Below are 16,862 nucleotides of genomic sequence, written 5' to 3' on the forward strand. Positions count from 1 at the left end.
ATGTCTGAAGACAGTGAAATCTACGACTACATCATCGTCGGCTCCGGCACCGCTGGAGCCGTGCTCGCACGCGAACTCAGTGGTCGCGGGAAAAAGGTCCTGATCCTTGAGCGGGGGCAATATGTCCCGCTCAAGGAGTCGGTTTACACGTTCGGATCGATATTCAGCGAGATCCCCGTGGCCGACAAGCTCAAGGGCGCCGTGATACACGCCGCAGGCGGCTCGAGCGCGATGTATCTGGCGGTCATGGATGAACCGCCGATCGACGCGTATCGCAAGCTCGGTATTGATCTGCAGCCCGCCTATGATGCGATGCGTCTTCAGGTTCCGCTCGCCCCACTGCCCGACGCGCTCATGAGCCCGCAGACCCACCGGATGCGCGAAGCCGCCGTTGCAGCCGGTTACGACTGGAAGAAGAAGCTGATGCTGATCGACCAGTCCAAGTGCAGTGGCGTCTACAACTACGATGCCAAATGGAAGGCACTGACCTTCGTCGACGAAGCCGTGCGCCAGGGCGCGGTGCTCAAGTGCGGCGCGCTCGCAGAACGGGTATTGATCGAAGACGGACGTGCGGTCGGCGTGGAATGCCGGATCAAGGAAGGCGCGTTCCGCAGCCGTTCCGTCCGATTCCGGGCGGCGCGGGTCGTTGTCTGCGCCGGCTCACTGGCGACGCCGCTGCTGCTACGCGCCAGCGGGCTGCCGAATGTCGTCGCCGCCGGCTACTACATTGATCCCAGCTTTACGCTGTTCGCGCGCGTGCCGGGCCTTCGCGGTCTCGACAGTTTCTGCGGCACCATGGAAATGACGCTCGAAGAGGGCATCGTCCTGAAGGACGCGAACGTACATAAGTTTCCGTTCCTCATGTTCATGCCGCGCTACATGCAATTTTCGCGGATGTTCGCGTATCCCGAGCACCTCGGCATCACGGTCATGGCCCACGACGAAGTCGGCGGCGGGCTCTCCAGCGACGGGCGCTACCACAAGACGCTCGATGCGGCGGTTTTCGACAAGCTCGCACGCGGCGAGCGGGCCGCGCGGACGATTCTCGAACGCGCCGGCGCCCAGGACGTCTTCAAGGCACCGATGTTTATCGGCGGCGCGCTCGGCACGCTACGCGTCGGCAGCGATGTCGACGCAAGACTGGAAACCCGCGTGCGCGATCTCTACGTCTGCGACGGCTCGCTCATCCCGGAGAACGGACGGGTCGCGCCGACACTCACGCTGCTTTGCCTGGCGAAGTATCTCGCCGACACCTTGACCCAGACCAGGAACGCGCCCGCCGAAGCGGAGGCCGTGTCAGCCTGACCACCGCCCCCGCCGATAGCGCCCGTATTCCATCAACTACCCGACCCACCTCAACGACAGGAAGACACCATGAGCCACGTATCGAATACAACGACCACGGACAAGGCCGCCGTTCCCCGGAAGATCAAGGCGCCGCTCTGGAAGAGGCTCTACTTCGCATTCAGCCTGCTTGTGATGGCGGTGCTCGCCGCGCATATCGCATGGGTGGCCTCCGGTACGGGGCAATGGAAGCTCGCCAAAGACGCGGATGGGATCCAGGTTTATCTGCTGAAGGCCCCGGGCGACGCGCTGCTGAAGGCGAAGACAGTGATGGAGGGCGACTACACGCTGACCCAGCTGGCCTCGCAGCATCTTATCGTCGGCGACACGCTGGAGAATTGCATAAAGTGGATTCCCGGATGCAAGGACATGAAGCGCATCCAGGACTTCGACCCGGTGCGGGGCTACGACAAGGATATGTGGCGCGTGGATCTCCCCGGCCCGTTCGCCGATCGCGAGCTGCTCATCGCAACGATGTTCGAACAGAACAAGCAGACCAAGGAAGTCGTGCTCGATGTGGTTAGCCTGCCCAACACCTTGCCACATACGCCCGGGGTGGTGCGCATTGAGCGGATGCACAACCGCTGGACCTACACGCCGAAGCCGAACGGCAAGGTGGAAGTGTCATTGATCCAGGACGTCGATCTGCCAGGCATCGGCTTTTTCCCGTACATCCTGCTGAACATGACGCTCGTGGACCATAGTCACAAGTTCTTCGCGACCACATTGCGGGAGACGTTGAAGGAAGAGCGGTACGTCAATGCCAAGCTTGATTTCATTGACGACATCCGCCAACCGGAATCCGCTGTTACCTCGACGCACTGACTCCTGCCGCCGAAGTTGACGAGTAGGGTGGGGCGCCTGTCGGACACTCGAACATCCAGCGAAGTGGCCTCATGCCCCGTATGTTCAACCTGAAGTGAACCACATAGCCGAGAACGGAAGGAATCAGACCGTGACCGTGACGACCGAGACAACCAAGACGACACAGGAAATCGAGAAGCCCCAGGGAACCGGGATGCCCTCATTGCCCCCAATGCCCCCGGGAGTGTTCAACCCATTCCAGCCGGGGTTTGACGAGAACCCCTACGACCACTACCGGGAGATGCGCGACTTTCAGCCGGTGCAACGGCACCCGATGGGGGTCTGGTTCGTGTCCCGGCATGCCGAGGTCTCCACGATCCTGCGCGACGCCCGTCTTTCTGTGTCGGAGCTCAACCTCGGCGACGGTCCGATGCGCGATCAGTACGAGGCGCTCATCGCCGACGCGCCCGTCAAACTGGTGACCATCATGAACACGGACCCACCGGACCACACCCGGCTGAGGTCGTTGGTCGGCAAGGTGTTCACGCCGCGCTCGATCGCCGCGCTGGAGCCAATGGTGGCCCAACATGTCGATGCGGCGCTGGACCGCATCGCCGACGCCGGCTCCGTCAACCTGATCGAAGCACTCGCGTTCCCGCTGCCGTTCGCGGTGATCTCCGCGATGCTCGGCATGCCGGAAACCGATCACAAGCGGCTGCTCGAGCTGACCGAGACGCTGGTCATGGCGCTGGAACCGGTCGGCGATCCCCAGGTGATGAAGGCGATCGTCCGCGCCGAAGTCGCGCTGGACGCCATGATGCGTGAGGCTATCGCATGGAAGCGTAACAACCCGGGTGACGACCTGCTCACTGCCCTCATCCAGGCAGAGCAGCATGGCGACCTGCTGACCGACGACGAACTGGTGTCCCAGATCCTGCTGCTCTACGTCGCCGGCCACCACACGACCGTCAACCTGATCGGCAACGGTGTCACCGCATTACTGCGCCACCCCGACCAACATGCGCTGCTGCGGTCGAACCCGGATCTCATCGGCAACGCGGTCGAGGAATTCCTTCGCTACGACAGCCCCATTCACCAGACCCGCCGGATCACCCTGGCCCCGTACCAGGTCGGCGGCCACGAGATCCCGGCCGGCGAGATGATGATCGCGTGCCTCGGCGCGGCCAACCGCGACGAGCGGGTGTTCGGCCCGGATGCGGACATGCTGAAGATCGACCGCGAACACGCTCGCCAGCACGTGTCGTTCAGCCTCGGCCCGCACCACTGCCTCGGCTCCGCGCTCGGCCGAATGGAGGGGCGGGTGGCAATAGGCCGGCTGGTTAGCAGATTCCCCAAACTGGCGTTGTCCGGTCCGGTCCGCTGGAACGGCCGGATGAATCTGCGCGGCGCCACGGAGATCCCGATCAGCGTGTGAGCCGGTGCATCCCACGTCGCCGACCTTTCGGCAGAACCCGCCGATTCGGCGTCGCTGGGGCACGTCATGAATGCAAGGGATCGCCACGGGCGGTCGACCGCCACCACCTCGGAACACTACGCATGCAAACCAAGACGATTCTGCTTACCGGTGCCTCGACCGGCATCGGCCGCGCCAGCGCACTCCTTCTGGTAGACGAGGGCTACACCGTGTTCGCAGGTATCCGGCGAACGGAGGATGCCGAGGCGCTGAAGAACGCCTGCCCGGTCGACCGGGCATCACGACTTCATCCCGTGTTGCTCGATGTCACGCGCGAGGAGGACATCCGTGCCGCACTCGCCACCATCGACGAACGCAGCCGCGATGGTCTGTATGCTGTGGTCAATAACGCCGGCTTCAATCTCAACGGCGCGTTCGAGTACACGAACGAAGCGGACGCCCGATCACTGATGGAGACCAACTTCTTCGGACTGGCGGGACTGAGCCGTGCAGCCCTGCCTCTGCTCCGTCGCTACGCGGCGTCCCACCCGGGAGAGACGGCCAAGCTCGTCAATATCGGATCGATCGGCAGCTACATCGGCGTGCCATGGGAGGCCTACTATCATGCTTCGAAGTTTGCGGTGCTCGGCCTGAGCGAAGCGATGCGGCATGAGCTATGGCACGAGCGCGTTCGTGTCGTGACCGTCTGCCCGGGCGGCATCAAGACGGACTTTATTCCGAAGACGGAGCGCAGTCTCGCTGCCGCAAATGCCCAGCTGCCGGGAGACGCGCCGGACAGCTATCGATCGGGGCTCGCCAAGTTCGGCGAAGCCGTCGGCAAAGCCACGCGATTCGGCGCCGCTCCGGACGCCGTCGCACAACGCCTGCGGAAGGTTCTAGCGTCAAAGCACCCGCGATCGCAGTACGTGGTCGGCATGGATGCCGGCCTGTTCCTGGGAATGCGCCGGCTGTTGCCCGAGTCCTGGTTCCACGCGGTGATGCGACGCCAGTTCACGGCGTAGCCATCGCTGTCGCACCCGCACCTTGCGCAGGCCACGGAACCCGCGCAACCACACGCTACGAAATGCGTGGCGTAGCGTGTGGTCGCCGCAGGTGCCCGCACGGTCGGGCCTCACCGGCTCCGGAACCGCCCCATCGTGCGGTCGCTTTCGCGACCACACCCTACGAGGGGTGACCTCGGTTTTCGTGCAATTTGTAGCGACCAAAGCCTAAGTTGCTGTTCCGAAACAGGCGTTGCAGTTCGAGGCTAGGCCGCTGCCCGGTGCCTGTAGTCGCGTTCAAGCCTAAACTTGGGGGCCAGTGGCTGGATTTGTTCTCGCCATCCCATTCTGGAGGGCTCCATGGGGTGGGAACTGACGATCGATGGCGACGCGGTCGCACTGAACTGGCTCGTGCGCAAGACTTCGCAGGTGAGCCCACGCATCGTCGAGGTCGATACCGCCCGCCGGTTGGAATGGCAGGGTTTAGAGACGCTCGGGTTCGAACAGCACAATGAAATGGAAGTCTCGGCGCGCCAGCACCTTGGATCGCTCTCGGGGCTGGCGTCGGTGCTGCTATGTCGACACGCAAATCTTCGCGTGATCGACGTCTCTTTCCGGAGACCGGATGGCAGTCGTTACCTCATCCTTTCCCTAAGCGAAACAATTCGCGTCGGTGCGACCGTTGAGGCCAACCTGACTACGACCGGGCCGGACGATCAGCCCAAGCGCATGCCGCAGTTCGATCCAATACCTCAGATAATCATGTTCGCGAGGGTCGACGACACTGTCCAGAAAGTACTACGCCTTTCGAGCGGTGAACTGAACGATTGGACCGCACTGTATCGGCTCTACGAGGTGCTGCTTGACGCCGCAGGGGGAACAGCAGGACTGGTCGCGCTTGGGGTATCTCGCGAGCAACTGAAGGCCTTTGCCGGCACGGCGAACTCGCCTGCGCTGAGTGGCGATGCATCTCGCCATGGCGTTCAGAATGGCTCACCACCATCGAAGGCTGTCTCATTGCCTGACGCAGAATTGATGCTTCGCCAGCTCAGCCGCGCTTGGCTCATCGCGCGCGCATCTCCGTAAAAACCGCGCAAACTCACAAGAAGCTCCGCAGACTAGTCAACCGATTGCGCTCTGGTTCTCCAAGAAGGACTTGGCGCGTGGTAGCTGAGTGCGACGAACAGGCAGCATTCCATCGTCCGTCCATACGCGGCCTTCGCGATTGGTCTGGCGACGAATTTCTTCACTAACCGCGCACGCACCAACATCGACCGACGATCGTTTCGATTCAAGGCGAATGACCGGAGCACAGCGAGCGGCTAAAGCGAGCTGCCATCGTCGGCTGTCGATGGTTCGCTGTTTGCCTTGAGAAGTTCGAGGGCTTGGTCATTCTCTTCCAGCCAGCGCTCAAGCAGTGGTAGCAATGTTGCGGTCGAATTGTATTCTTGCTCGAAAGCGGCAAACGCATAGTGCGCGATCGGATCTTGCTTCCAGCCGTGATGGCGAAAGATGTCGACGGCGAACCGTGTCTCGAAGTTCTCGCGGTCAACCGTTGAGTATGCGCCGGTCACGCCAGCGAAATTCGGGTGAATCACTTCGCTGAGGTCTTGGTGCATCTGCTGCAGATTCGGGTATTTTTCGGCAGCCTTGGCTAGTGCGGTAAGGATGTTGACGGCGCCGATCGAAGTGGATTTATCTTTGGAGCCCATAAGAAATTTTTTAGTGGCTTCCTCAAAATCTAGGAATGCGAGCTCGCCCGTCACGACTTTCGCGATCTTGTCGTTGACATAAATCGCCAGTGCCAGCGTTTCCAGTGCGCCCCGAAGCAACATCAATGCGCCTAACGTATGTTCGGCCTCAACGCACGAGACGAACTGCCGGCCGATATCATGCATGCGCCAAAAAAGTGCCTCCCTTACCACGATGCAACGGGTGGGCGCTTTCCATTTGTGGGCAACCGGTGATCGCGCAAGCAGTCCTGCAATACTGATGCTGGGACACAGCGACCGCTTCCATCGATCCAGCCGCGCCTCGATGGATTTAATGTTCATTTCAGCGCTATGCCTGTCTTCGTATTCGGAATTCGACATTGGGCTCTCCGATGGGGTGTGACGGCTATCGGCGCCGGAGCACGGACTGGTTAACGCAGGCAGAGTCTGACTGGGTTGATGGTCACGAATCGTCGAGTGTAGTCACGACGACGCCCTTAGTGGCCGTGGAACCGATGGTTGACGTCAGGGTGACAAGCAACGGCCGCGTAAATCACTTCGACCGCTGCGGAGACTAACTGCGCGTCATGGCCGGCATAGCGCTCGGGCCTCTCCTTCCCCCATGGAAAAGGTTGTTGCGCACGCGCCGAACGGCAGACAGGAGTTGCACCCCTTCAGGGCCTTGCAACGGCATGTGCTCGAAAACTGCGACACCGCCACGGACTACTTCCTTCATGGGGGGATCGATTAGCAGAATCTTTTTGGTTTCAGGCAGCAATCCGAAGGCCGTGGCGAGTTGGATCGCGATGTCGCTGGCGAAACGGTCCCAGTTGGCGGAAGCGTTGTTGCCTTCGTTGCCTATGCACAATCGCCGAATTCCTTTGAGCGCGAATTCCGCTCGCGCGAAGGCATTAAGCAGATCGAATGCCAGCTGCGGGGCAACGTTCATCAGTAGGCCTCGTTAAGTTGACCGTAGCCGCGCGGTAGCAGCTGTGATCTGACGCGTAGTTTCCTTCAAGTCTGCGAGGAGTCCCCCGTACACAAACTCGTCACGCAACGACTCGAGTTCCCGCTTGTTAGAGAGAGAACGCAGGTCCGCTATGCGATCGCGCAGCGAGCACTCTGCGAGTGCTTTCGCGCAGCCACACGGGCATGGCATTTCGCAAGCTTCCTCATCAGGTAAAAGTGCGAGATTCAGTGCAGCTAATACGCAAGACTCGGCAATGCCGAGATCGTCGGCAAGATCCTGGAGCTTGCCTTCGGAACCGTGGCGCAACTCCCCAAAGACGAAGGGGCCGCCGCGGTCCAGTTTGACGCTGACCGCGTACAAGTACGGACGCAAGGTGTGGACCAAGAAGCCCCGCAGCTCGGGGTGGGCTCTAAGAACGCGTCGGAGCGCTAGGGGCGAACCGAGACAGAGCGATCCGTCGTGGCCGTTGACATGGAAGTCCGGCTCACACGGAATAACGCCGCCGTTCTCAAACACCACGGGGGGCACGTTCGGGAACGATGGCGGAATGTGCACCGACAACTGAAATTCACGCACGACGCGGCCTGCTGCAGGGTGCTCCGCGTCTAAAAGATAAACTCCCTCCACAAGAAGCTTCTCTTGGTCGCAGGAAGCGAACCGGAGATCCGGCTGCTCCGCTAGAAACTCAGCGAGTCCGGGCACCACGCTCAAGGTCCAGTCCAAGGCCGAGTCGTCGGCTCAATGGTTGCGGGCGTCGGCGCCGATGCCGGGGTGCCGGCGCCGATCGCTTTTTCTAGCCGATCCTGCCCCACGGACACTTTGAAATGCGCTAGCGCCCGTTCCAACAGGGGCACCGCGTTCGCGTTCCTCAAGCTTGCAAAATCCGCCTTGGCTTGCGCGAGCCAAGCGTGAAAGTTTCGCTCTAGCGCCAAATGCGCGTACGAAGGGTCCGCCCACTTGTCCGCAAAGTCCTCCACGGGATTCACCGGATTGGGTACACGAGGTGTGGCAGGACGAACAAATCCACCCATGCGGTCCAGGACGCCTGCCAACGTGGTCTCAAGGTCGTTCTCACCTTGGTAGGCCTGGCCTGCCAGCGTGGTGATGATGACCGAGATGGGCTTCGCGTCAGGGTTCTTCTGATACATCACGTCGCGATGGCGTTTGAGGATGCGAATCGCCGCCTGCAAAGGAGAATTCCAGCGCCGTGAGGGCAAGCGGTCCACCGTTGTCCCTGCCATGGCGGCGGTTCGCTCGAGCAGGGCTTGTGCCTGCCGCATGCGCGATTCGAACCACAACGCAAACCCTTCGGAGTTGCTGAGCTTCCACGTGGCGTTCAACTCCCGGTAGTCGAGAGAGCGGTTGTCGGTGATGGAGCCAGCGTGCTGAGCGACGTTGGCGGCAACTGTCGGGTCAATGCCGTTGTTGCGCATCCGCTCCTGCAACACTTGCCGATGGAGTGCGTTGCCTGGGATCGACGGGACGACATCCATGTGAAACGCCAGTTCATCCTGATAAGCCAAGCGCCAGCACCGATGCTTTTCCTCAAGCGGTGCCTCAATTTGTCGATCGTTTCGGTAGGTTTGGAGATCTCGTCCGACCACCCGTTTGAGGTCTTGCTGCGAGTGTGTGGCCTCAGTAACACCCTCCCGCAAGCGGCAGCCCACATCCAGGTCGTACTCATCGTTGCCGAGCGGCCGAATGACAGTGCCCAGCCGGAAGGAACCTTGAGGAAAGATGTGAGGCGAATGCTTCGAGCACGCGGCACGGGCGCTTGCGAAAAAGTCTCCAAGATTCTGATAGCGCTGATCGGCACGCTCGTACGCCGAATCGGGGATGTCGAGCTCTTGAAGGAGCAGCGCCAGGTTGCGTTGAGAGATGGACGATGTCATGGAGAGGCCCTCACGATTGACGTTGACGAGCGTGGTCGATCAAAGATTCAAAAAACTTGTCGATGACGTCTTTCCGCCGCGAGCGAAAGGCATCCAGCAACCCTGGAATCGACAGGTTCTGATCGCTCGGAAATCGCTGCAGGCGATTGCGATCGTCGATTAGTGCGATCTCTGGATTGTCCGATCCGCGCATCCGACCCAGGTCCAGGTAGACGCGGCGCGCATCAGTCATGATCGGCGGGCCTGTCAGCTCGATCACCGGTGGGCGGCACAGCCGCGTCATGGCGTCGGAAAGATCGATGGCGTGCGCAATCTCGATACGTCGCCAATACCAATTCAGGTAACGTCGAAGCCGACGTTCTTGCCACACCGTGATGGGCTCTGCGGGTTCGAAGCTCCAGAATGCGTCGATCGCTTCGGTGATGCTCGTACGAAGGTAGCCGATCAGGTCCGCATCGTTGAGGACATGGTCCTGCCTCTGACGCACCACATAGTCCACCTGATGCAGGGTTCCGTAGGCATCCGCGATGTAGTCGAGTCGCTCGAGACAATTGGCGAATGCGCCAATGTTCCTCACCGTGTGCTGCGTCAGGTACTGGTACTCGTGCAGATACTCGTGCCAAAAAATGCACGCGCCAGCTTCCTAACTCGATCGGCATCACCGCCTGCGTCCGCCATGTCGAGCAACATTCTGTTGGGGAAAAACCAGACCCGCGCTGTCCGATCAAACGAGAACTCATCGACATCGTCTTGGCTGATCGTGTCGACGTCCTTGACTAGCTCCCAGATCGAAGCCAAGTCCGAAGGACATGGGTTGTCGCCGACCAGCGGTGCGGCCAGATAGCCAGGCCAAGAGCCGTGCGTCTTCAGCACCTGCGCGTGTTCGTATACCTGTTTAAGCGCCTCCCGCCACCGTTCTCGGATCGTGTCAGCGCGGGCAACTTCGTCAGCCGTCAATGGACGCTGCACTTCTTCACCCGCACGAGGTGTGAGAAGGATTGCCGGTGTTTGCGCGGGGGTCGCGTCAGACCGGTAACGATAGGTCTGTACCCGACGGCCATTGCGCAATCGCAGTTCCTGCCCGACTGCGAGGCATACGGAAACTGGACCCGCGAGAAAGAGGTGAATCGTTTGGATGCCCGGTCGTGTTCGGTCGAGCTCGGCCAACACCTCGCGCACAGCGACTCGCACGCGTTCCACGTCGGCTTGGCTTTGCAGGAGCCCCGGAATCGGTGTAACGCCGCGCGGCCGCACCGTGACATCGGCGATACGTTGGCTCGGTGCAATGACTTGGTCGACATGCTCGGCGTGGACGGTAAACGACACTTCGATGCGCAAGGTCACATCGCGGGCCGCTTCGATGACGTCTCGTGGCTCGCCGACCTTGTCGAAGGCGACCGTCGCGTCCTGTTCGAGCCATTCGAACCGCTTGGTGTCGACCGCCAAGTCGCGACACTCGATGCGATGCTCATCACCTAGAAAGGCCGAGAGCGCGACCAACGTGGGCACTTCGTCGAGCCCGATGTAGCGCACCATCGCCGGCCCGTTCTGGTCGAGGTCCGCGAGGACTTGCTTCGCGAATGTTCGTACACGCGCTTCGACGGGTGACCAGAAGCCTGTCGTGACGCTCGGATCCAACTCTCTGGTATCGAGGCGAAGAATAGTGCGAGGAAGCCGAGCCTCTTCGTCGGTCAAGGAAGCTACCGCTTCTTCTTCGCTGGTCGTGCGAAAGATGCTGATACCCAGCAAGAGGAGAAGTCGCTTATGGTGGCTCATCTCGCGATGCCTGCCTTATCTCAGAGGGCGGACGTGGTGCGACAGCGGACGTGAATTCGTTCTAGGTTCCGCGCTTCAACAGCTGATCCAGCGAGTCCACGCCCTCGCGTTTCAACACCGTTCCCAACTCCGCGTCGGAGCGGTAGCCTTTGGCGAAGTCTTCGCCGTAGGTTTCACGCAATGTTCCGACGAGCGTGTCGCTGCGCTTCTTGCGAATCTGGCCATCTTCGTCGCGCATGCGGTTATCGAGGCCCTTCGGATAGTGCTTCGTCATCGTCGTGCCCTCATGGCAAAGTTTCGTTACCACAAATCCGCAGATTAGCGGATTGCCGGTGAACGCTACTCTTCTATCGGTCCCAATGCAACCCTACCGGGAGCCGGTCTCAGAACGTGAGATTCAGATTGATATGCGACAAAAGGCCCAGGCGGTGCGCACGCACCTGGGCGGCATCACGGGACACATGGAATCGCTCACATAACGTGATGATGAGCGCACGACCGTAGTCGGAATCAGGCACAAGGGGTTCGAGCGACGGCGGCGGAGCGCGTGCGGCCACCTCCTGCGCCACCTTCTTCACGCGCGATCCTGGCATCAAGAAAGCGCCGCAGGCGTGGCCTGCCTGCCATTCCATCCAATCCACTTGCGGGGCGTTGAGCAAGGTGTCGCGCTTGCACACCTGCACATCGTCGGGGCGAGGCTTCGTCGGAAACAGCGAAGGCGCCGATCGCTGATCGAAGAGCCACGCATGGAAGAGCACGTGCCCCAGCTCATGCGTCAGCGTCGTGCGCAGCCGGTTCTCACGGAATTCGTCGGTGGCCAGGATCTCGTGGATCCGGACGATGGGCTTCTTGCCCGGGCGAAACTCCGTTACACCCTCGACACCTTCCCCGTACCGGGTCGCAAGGTCGGCGTAGGAATCGAAATCGTCGACGTGACGCTCAATCAGCTTGGTCAAGTCGTCGGTGAGGACGGGATATTCGACCTTGCCATACAGGGAACGCAGGAAGGTCGACATCACCTTCTCACACTCCATGTCGAGTTCGCCCGGCTCGTAGAACGGGCGCTGGGCGAATCGGCCGGTAGGATCGGGGATGAGTTTCACGCCTAGCGCGCTTTGGCCGCCTGCTTCCGGAATGCGGTCACCAGCGTGGTGAAATCCTCTTCCGATTTGATTTGACGTCGCAGGCTATCCGGCCAGCGGTCGGCGAGGAACGCGAGGTAATCCGCGTTGAGATCGAGGACACGCGAAAACTGGGTCACGAGCTGGGCCGAGGACGGGCTGCGGCGGTCGTGCTCGATGTCGTTGAGATATTGGGGGGAAATCGACTTCACATTGCCGGTGTCATCGGCGAGCTTCACCCGCTCGGCAAGTTCCTTCTGGCTGAGTCCCTTGGCGCGCCGGGCGGCAGCGATCGCGGTTCCGAAGGTATCGGTGGCCATGGTGTCCTCGGTCTTGGTGAGAAAGCATATCCGCTGATACGCGGATTCTGGAAGTGCAATTAGTCGTACAGTAGATCGCGATGTTTTCGACGGTCCGCGAGGTGGCGCACAATCCCGGCCGCAGCTACATCAGGGATCAATCCCTGTTGTCACTGGTGCCGACGTCGCGACAAGCTGACTCAGCGGGCCGAGTTGGGCGAGCACTTTTTCCAGCGCATCGAGACGGCTGGTGGCCTGGGTGGCGGTTGTTTCGGCAGCCCGGCGTGCCGCCTGTTCGGTTTCCAGCGCCTTTCGCATGGCCGCCGCGTCGATGCGCAAGCCGTCGCCAGCAACCTGCTCCTGCGCGCAGCGCAGCTGCAGGGCGTCCCGCTCCCGAGCAACGGGCCTGAGCGCCTGGACTTCCTCGTCGAGCCGGCGCACCTGCGCTCGGAGGTCGCGTGCTTCGCGGTCGTGCTGCCCGCCGTGTTCGGTCAGGCGGACATTGTCGCGGTTAAGCTGCAGCAGTTCCTGGTTCTTGCCGGTGAGGCTGTCGCGCGCTTCGCGCAGCTCCACCTGCAGCTGCTGCACCTGGTGCTCATGGCGTCGCTGCTCCTGGTCGCGTTGTTCTTTTACGGCGGTCCGGTAGTGCTCCAGCGCCTCGCGGGCGTGCGTGTGCTTCTGCTCCAGGGACTGCACGTGCGTGTCGCGCTCGGCCAGGCGTGCGGTTACGCCGGCAACACGCTCTTCGAGCTGCCGCACCGTGGCGATCGCGTCGGCTAGGCCGGTCTGGGTAGCCTCGTGCTCGGCCTGGACGGTCTGCAGCGTCTCCTCGGCACGGCGCAGTTGGGCGGTCAGCGTGGTGGTTTCCTGGCGGGCTTGTTCCAGCGCGGCCGCGCTATCGCGCAGCTGGGCTTCGCAGCGCGCCTGGACTTCGGCGATTCGAGCATCAGCCTCGGCATTGAGCTGGCCGGCCAGGCGGCTCACGAGATCCGCCAAAGTATCGCTAATCGGATATTTCCCGCCGACGCCCTTCGCGTCCTCCGCCTCGAGCTCTTTGAGGTACCGGTGGATCGTGGTTTTGGAACCGGTGTTGCCGAGTGCCACGCGTAGCGCATCCACGGAGGGGTGCTTGCCCTGGGCCAGCAGCGCATTGCGCGCCTTCTCGACTTCGGTCTTGTAGACGCCGCCGCGTGCCATCGCATCATCCTCAGTGTATTTCGTACTGCATTACATACCACGTAATTACGTAATACTCAAGGCGACAAGTTCAGCAGAATTGGGCAGACACTTAACACAGGATAATGAGAGGTTATCCCGCGTTAGGCGGCCCGCACCGCCACGAGCACCGGGAAACCGTATGAAATACCGGGTTCCCTCCGACGTTCCGACCAGCAGTATCATTTGGAACAAGGGGGACACCATGGCTGACGAAACGACCTACGAGCGCGGCTCGGAATGGCGGCAGTGGGATCTGCACGTTCACACTCCCGCCTCCTTTCACTGGCGCGGGAAGAAGTTTCAGGGCGATCCGCTATCGGACGCCAACAAGCCGCTCGTCGACGAAATGATCGCAGCCTTGAACGCAGCCACGCCGGCGGTGTTCGCGCTGATGGACTACTGGACCTTCGACGGCTGGTTCGCGTTGCGGAACCGCCTCAAAGACGCCGACGCTCCTCCGCTCACCAAGACGGTGTTTCCCGGCATTGAGCTGCGCCTGGCGGCTCCGACGAAAGTGCGCCTCAACGCGCACGTCCTGTTCTCCGATCACGTCGATGATCAGACCCTACGTGACTTTCAATCCCGCCTTAAACTCAGCCTGGTCAATCGCCCCCTATCCGACGCGGCCCTTGTTGACCTTGCACGCAACCACATCGGCGAGCCGAAGCTTCTTCTTCACGGACACAAGAAGGCCGAGGTCGATGCCGACGATGCCAAGGCCTATCTTGCGGGCGCCGAAATCGCCGAACTGACCTGCGAAAGCTACCAGGACGCTATCGCTCGAGTGCCGAACGACCAGGCCATTGGGTACATGCCGTATGACACCAGCGACGGATTGAAAGAGGTGAAGTGGCAAGAACACTACGCCTACTTTCTCGGGCTGGTCCGGAGTTCACCCATTTTCGAATCGCGGAACCTCGACATTCGTGGCGCGTTCGTCAACGAACCGACACCGGGCAACGCGAAATATATCGACGATTTTCAGCAGGGATTGCAGCGGGTTCCGCGTCTTGTGGTCGCCGGCAGCGACGCCCATTGCTTCGTTGGGACGCCAGGGGACAACGACCGCCGAGGGTATGGCGATTTTCCATCCGGAAAGGCCACATGGATCAAGGCGGACCCTACGTTTCGTGGTCTGCAGCAGGCAATCATGGAGCCTGCCAAACGCTCCCATATTGGCCAGGAACTACCGCCAAAACTGGCCGAAGTAGCCGCGAACAAACACTACTTCATCGAGTCCATCGAGGTTGAAAAAGAACCCACGTCGAATCCGAGCGGCGATTGGTTGACGGGAACGAAGCTGCCACTGAATACGGACTTGGTCGCCATTATCGGAAACAAGGGCAGCGGCAAGAGCGCGTTGACGGATGTGCTCGCTCTGCTGGGCAATTCTCGCCAATCGAGCCATTTCACCTTTCTTACCCGCAACCGGTTCCGTGGAAAATCCGGCGATCCGGCAAAGCACTTCGTCGCGAAGATTAACTGGCTGGATGGAAGCAACGAGTCTCGTAACCTGAATAGCGATCCGTCGTCAGAAAAGGTCGAGCTGGTTAGGTACATCCCGCAAGGGCATTTTGAAGAGCTCTGCAACGCCCATGTCAGTGGGCGCTCTGACGCCTTTGAGAACGAGCTGCGATCTGTCATTTTTTCCCACGCGGATGAGGCCATCCGACTCGGCGCACTCGACTTCGACCAGCTCATCGAACAGCAGGAAAAGACCGTCCGCCAGCAGCTCAACGAGTTTCGCAAGGACCTGCGCCGAATCAATCAGGAAATCGCAACCTATGAGGAGCAGCTTCAGCCCGACGTAAAGCGGTCGCTGGAGGAGCAGCTAGCCCTAAAGCAACGACAGATCGATGAGCACCAAAAGCTTCGCCCGCCTGATCTGCCCAAACCGGACGATCAGCTGACACCCGAGCAACAGCAGGTGTCCAGCGCACTGGATGCCATCGCGCAGGAACTGCAGCAGCTAGATCAGCAACGACTCAGCGACTCTACGGCGTCATCGGCCATTGCTTCGAAACTGAAAGCGATTCAGAACGTGCGCGAACAGCTGCGCCTGATCGAGCGCACCTATGGGCAATTTGTTGAGGACACGGCCAGAGATCTCGCAACCTTGGGCTTGAAGGTTGCCCAGATCGCCTCTTTCACTACCACCAACCAACCCCTCAACGAGTGCGCGGCTGCGGTCGCCAGTGAGCAGGAAGGACTCAAGGCGTCGACGGCGACGGTGACGCAACGTAGGAGTGAGCTGGTCGCGAAACAGGGTGAATTGAAAGCCAAACTCAACGAGCCCCAGCTTCTCTATCAGAACCATCTCAAATCGATCGAAAACTGGACGGCGAAGCAGACGGAATTGACGGGTACGGCCGACGCACCGGACACGTTCAAGGGTCTTGAGGCACGTATCGCCCAGATTGACGAATTGCCAGGCCTGCTTGAGCAACATCGAGCACGCCGCGCCGAGATCGCCGGCGAGATCTTCGATACGTTAGATGCCCAGCGCCGTGCTCGTGAAGAGCTTTTCAAACCCGTGCAGGATCTCATCCAGAACAACAGTCTGATCAGGGACGACTACAAATTGCAGTTTCGAGCGACCTTGGCTGGATCGATCGATGCATTCGCAACGAGCTTGTTCACGCTCATCAAGCAGACTGTTGGCGAGTTCCGTGGCGAGGACGACAGCTTCAACGCCGTACGAAGGCTTGCCGAGCCGCTGGACTTCAATAAGCGCGAGGAGGCATTGGCGTTTGCAGATCAGCTGAGCGGAAAAATAGCCTCGGCCGCGACCAGCAGTGGGGGCAAGGCGGTCATTGGCATTGCCCCGTTGCTCAGAAAAGACAAGACGGCGAGCGAGGTCTACGACCTGGTGTACGGAATGTCCTTCCTTGAGCCGCGTTACTCGCTGCTATTTCAAGACACGCAGATCGAACAACTATCGCCTGGGCAGCGTGGGGCATTGCTCCTCATTTTCTACCTTCTCGTCGACAAGGGTAGGAATCCCATCATTCTCGATCAGCCAGAGGAGAACCTCGACAACGAAACCGTCGTCAGCCTCCTGGTTCCTGTGCTTACGCAGGCCAAGAAGCGCCGGCAAATCATCATGGCGACGCACAATCCGAACCTTGCGGTGGTGTGCGACGCCGAGCAGATCATCTGGTCCAACTTCGATCGCAAAACGCGATCTCGTATTTCTTACGCCGCGGGATCGATCGAGAACCCGGCGACCAATCGTCACGTCGTCGACGTACTCGAGGGAACCAAGCCTGCTTTCGACAATCGGCGCATCAAGTATTTGTGATGCGCGGACG

Annotated in this window: 16 protein-coding genes; 6 read left to right on the top strand and 10 right to left on the bottom strand. The window is 60.6% G+C overall.

The window, feature by feature from the left end:
- From N4264_RS14725 to N4264_RS14745, 5 genes are all read left to right on the top strand, one after another.
- Nucleotides 1–1,305: an FAD-dependent oxidoreductase gene (locus N4264_RS14725; RefSeq protein WP_261697635.1), complete on the top strand. Its 1,305-nt coding sequence runs from the start codon at nucleotides 1–3 to the stop codon at nucleotides 1,303–1,305.
- Nucleotides 1,306–1,374: 69 nt separating this feature from the next.
- Nucleotides 1,375–2,169: an SRPBCC family protein gene (locus N4264_RS14730; RefSeq protein ID WP_261693000.1), complete on the top strand. Its 795-nt coding sequence runs from the start codon at nucleotides 1,375–1,377 to the stop codon at nucleotides 2,167–2,169.
- 130 nt (nucleotides 2,170–2,299) lie between these two features.
- Nucleotides 2,300–3,583 carry a cytochrome P450 gene (locus N4264_RS14735; RefSeq protein ID WP_261693001.1) on the top strand — a complete coding sequence of 428 codons (1,284 nt, stop codon included), beginning with the start codon at nucleotides 2,300–2,302 and terminating at the stop codon, nucleotides 3,581–3,583.
- Between the two features lie 122 nt (nucleotides 3,584–3,705).
- Nucleotides 3,706–4,584, top strand: a complete 879-nt coding sequence (locus tag N4264_RS14740; RefSeq protein ID WP_261693002.1) for an SDR family NAD(P)-dependent oxidoreductase — start codon at nucleotides 3,706–3,708, stop codon at nucleotides 4,582–4,584.
- Nucleotides 4,585–4,923: 339 nt separating this feature from the next.
- Nucleotides 4,924–5,649 carry a hypothetical protein gene (locus N4264_RS14745; RefSeq protein WP_261693003.1) on the top strand — a complete coding sequence of 242 codons (726 nt, stop codon included), beginning with the start codon at nucleotides 4,924–4,926 and terminating at the stop codon, nucleotides 5,647–5,649.
- Nucleotides 5,650–5,885: 236 nt separating this feature from the next.
- On the opposite strand, the gene N4264_RS14750 is transcribed toward N4264_RS14745, so the two are convergent.
- From N4264_RS14750 to N4264_RS14795, 10 genes are all read right to left on the bottom strand, one after another.
- Nucleotides 5,886–6,656: a hypothetical protein gene (locus N4264_RS14750; protein WP_261693004.1), complete on the bottom strand. Its 771-nt coding sequence runs from the start codon at nucleotides 6,654–6,656 to the stop codon at nucleotides 5,886–5,888.
- 193 nt (nucleotides 6,657–6,849) lie between these two features.
- Entirely contained in the window at nucleotides 6,850–7,224 is a 375-nt protein-coding gene (locus tag N4264_RS14755) for a hypothetical protein (RefSeq protein ID WP_261693005.1), read from the bottom strand.
- A 12-nt stretch (nucleotides 7,225–7,236) separates the two neighbouring features.
- On the bottom strand, nucleotides 7,237–7,821 hold the full coding sequence (locus tag N4264_RS14760) for a ubiquitin-conjugating enzyme E2 variant (RefSeq protein WP_261693006.1): 585 nt from the start codon (nucleotides 7,819–7,821) through the stop codon (nucleotides 7,237–7,239).
- A 131-nt stretch (nucleotides 7,822–7,952) separates the two neighbouring features.
- Nucleotides 7,953–9,137, bottom strand: a complete 1,185-nt coding sequence (locus N4264_RS14765) for a nucleotidyltransferase domain-containing protein (protein WP_261693007.1) — start codon at nucleotides 9,135–9,137, stop codon at nucleotides 7,953–7,955.
- A 10-nt stretch (nucleotides 9,138–9,147) separates the two neighbouring features.
- Entirely contained in the window at nucleotides 9,148–9,714 is a 567-nt protein-coding gene (locus N4264_RS14770; RefSeq protein ID WP_261693008.1) for a hypothetical protein, read from the bottom strand.
- A gap of 11 nt (nucleotides 9,715–9,725) precedes the next feature.
- A complete protein-coding gene (locus N4264_RS14775; protein WP_261693009.1) occupies nucleotides 9,726–10,913 on the bottom strand; it encodes an SAVED domain-containing protein in 1,188 nt (395 codons plus the stop codon).
- A gap of 61 nt (nucleotides 10,914–10,974) precedes the next feature.
- Complete coding sequence (locus tag N4264_RS14780; protein WP_261693010.1) at nucleotides 10,975–11,187, bottom strand: hypothetical protein; 213 nt, start codon at nucleotides 11,185–11,187, stop codon at nucleotides 10,975–10,977.
- A 109-nt stretch (nucleotides 11,188–11,296) separates the two neighbouring features.
- Nucleotides 11,297–12,016, bottom strand: coding sequence for an ImmA/IrrE family metallo-endopeptidase (locus tag N4264_RS14785; RefSeq protein WP_261693011.1), 720 nt, complete (start codon nucleotides 12,014–12,016; stop codon nucleotides 11,297–11,299).
- 2 nt (nucleotides 12,017–12,018) lie between these two features.
- On the bottom strand, nucleotides 12,019–12,354 hold the full coding sequence (locus N4264_RS14790) for a helix-turn-helix domain-containing protein (protein ID WP_261693012.1): 336 nt from the start codon (nucleotides 12,352–12,354) through the stop codon (nucleotides 12,019–12,021).
- A gap of 129 nt (nucleotides 12,355–12,483) precedes the next feature.
- A complete protein-coding gene (locus N4264_RS14795) occupies nucleotides 12,484–13,530 on the bottom strand; it encodes a DNA-binding protein (protein WP_261693013.1) in 1,047 nt (348 codons plus the stop codon).
- Between the two features lie 223 nt (nucleotides 13,531–13,753).
- Between N4264_RS14795 and N4264_RS14800 the strand changes: the two genes are divergently transcribed.
- The gene (locus N4264_RS14800; RefSeq protein ID WP_261693014.1) at nucleotides 13,754–16,852 is read left to right on the top strand and encodes a TrlF family AAA-like ATPase; all 3,099 of its coding nucleotides are present in this window, start codon (nucleotides 13,754–13,756) and stop codon (nucleotides 16,850–16,852) included.
- Nucleotides 16,853–16,862 lie beyond the last annotated feature (10 nt).

It is taken from the genome of Tahibacter amnicola (genome assembly GCF_025398735.1).
GTDB classification, from domain to species: Bacteria; Pseudomonadota; Gammaproteobacteria; order Xanthomonadales; family Rhodanobacteraceae; genus Tahibacter; species Tahibacter amnicola.

Excerpts from the sequence above, each read along its gene's own strand:
- N4264_RS14795 (WP_261693013.1), bottom strand. The coding sequence starts at position 13,530 with ATGGCACGCGGCGGCGTCTACAAGACCGAAGTCGAGAAGGCGCGCAAT.
- N4264_RS14730 (WP_261693000.1), top strand. The coding sequence starts at position 1,375 with ATGAGCCACGTATCGAATACAACGACCACGGACAAGGCCGCCGTTCCC.
- N4264_RS14755 (WP_261693005.1), bottom strand. The coding sequence starts at position 7,224 with ATGAACGTTGCCCCGCAGCTGGCATTCGATCTGCTTAATGCCTTCGCG.
- N4264_RS14745 (WP_261693003.1), top strand. The coding sequence starts at position 4,924 with ATGGGGTGGGAACTGACGATCGATGGCGACGCGGTCGCACTGAACTGG.
- N4264_RS14765 (WP_261693007.1), bottom strand. The coding sequence starts at position 9,137 with ATGACATCGTCCATCTCTCAACGCAACCTGGCGCTGCTCCTTCAAGAG.
- N4264_RS14790 (WP_261693012.1), bottom strand. The coding sequence starts at position 12,354 with ATGGCCACCGATACCTTCGGAACCGCGATCGCTGCCGCCCGGCGCGCC.
- N4264_RS14775 (WP_261693009.1), bottom strand. The coding sequence starts at position 10,913 with ATGAGCCACCATAAGCGACTTCTCCTCTTGCTGGGTATCAGCATCTTT.
- N4264_RS14800 (WP_261693014.1), top strand. The coding sequence starts at position 13,754 with ATGGCTGACGAAACGACCTACGAGCGCGGCTCGGAATGGCGGCAGTGG.
- N4264_RS14740 (WP_261693002.1), top strand. The coding sequence starts at position 3,706 with ATGCAAACCAAGACGATTCTGCTTACCGGTGCCTCGACCGGCATCGGC.
- N4264_RS14750 (WP_261693004.1), bottom strand. The coding sequence starts at position 6,656 with ATGTCGAATTCCGAATACGAAGACAGGCATAGCGCTGAAATGAACATT.
- N4264_RS14780 (WP_261693010.1), bottom strand. The coding sequence starts at position 11,187 with ATGACGAAGCACTATCCGAAGGGCCTCGATAACCGCATGCGCGACGAA.
- N4264_RS14725 (WP_261697635.1), top strand. The coding sequence starts at position 1 with ATGTCTGAAGACAGTGAAATCTACGACTACATCATCGTCGGCTCCGGC.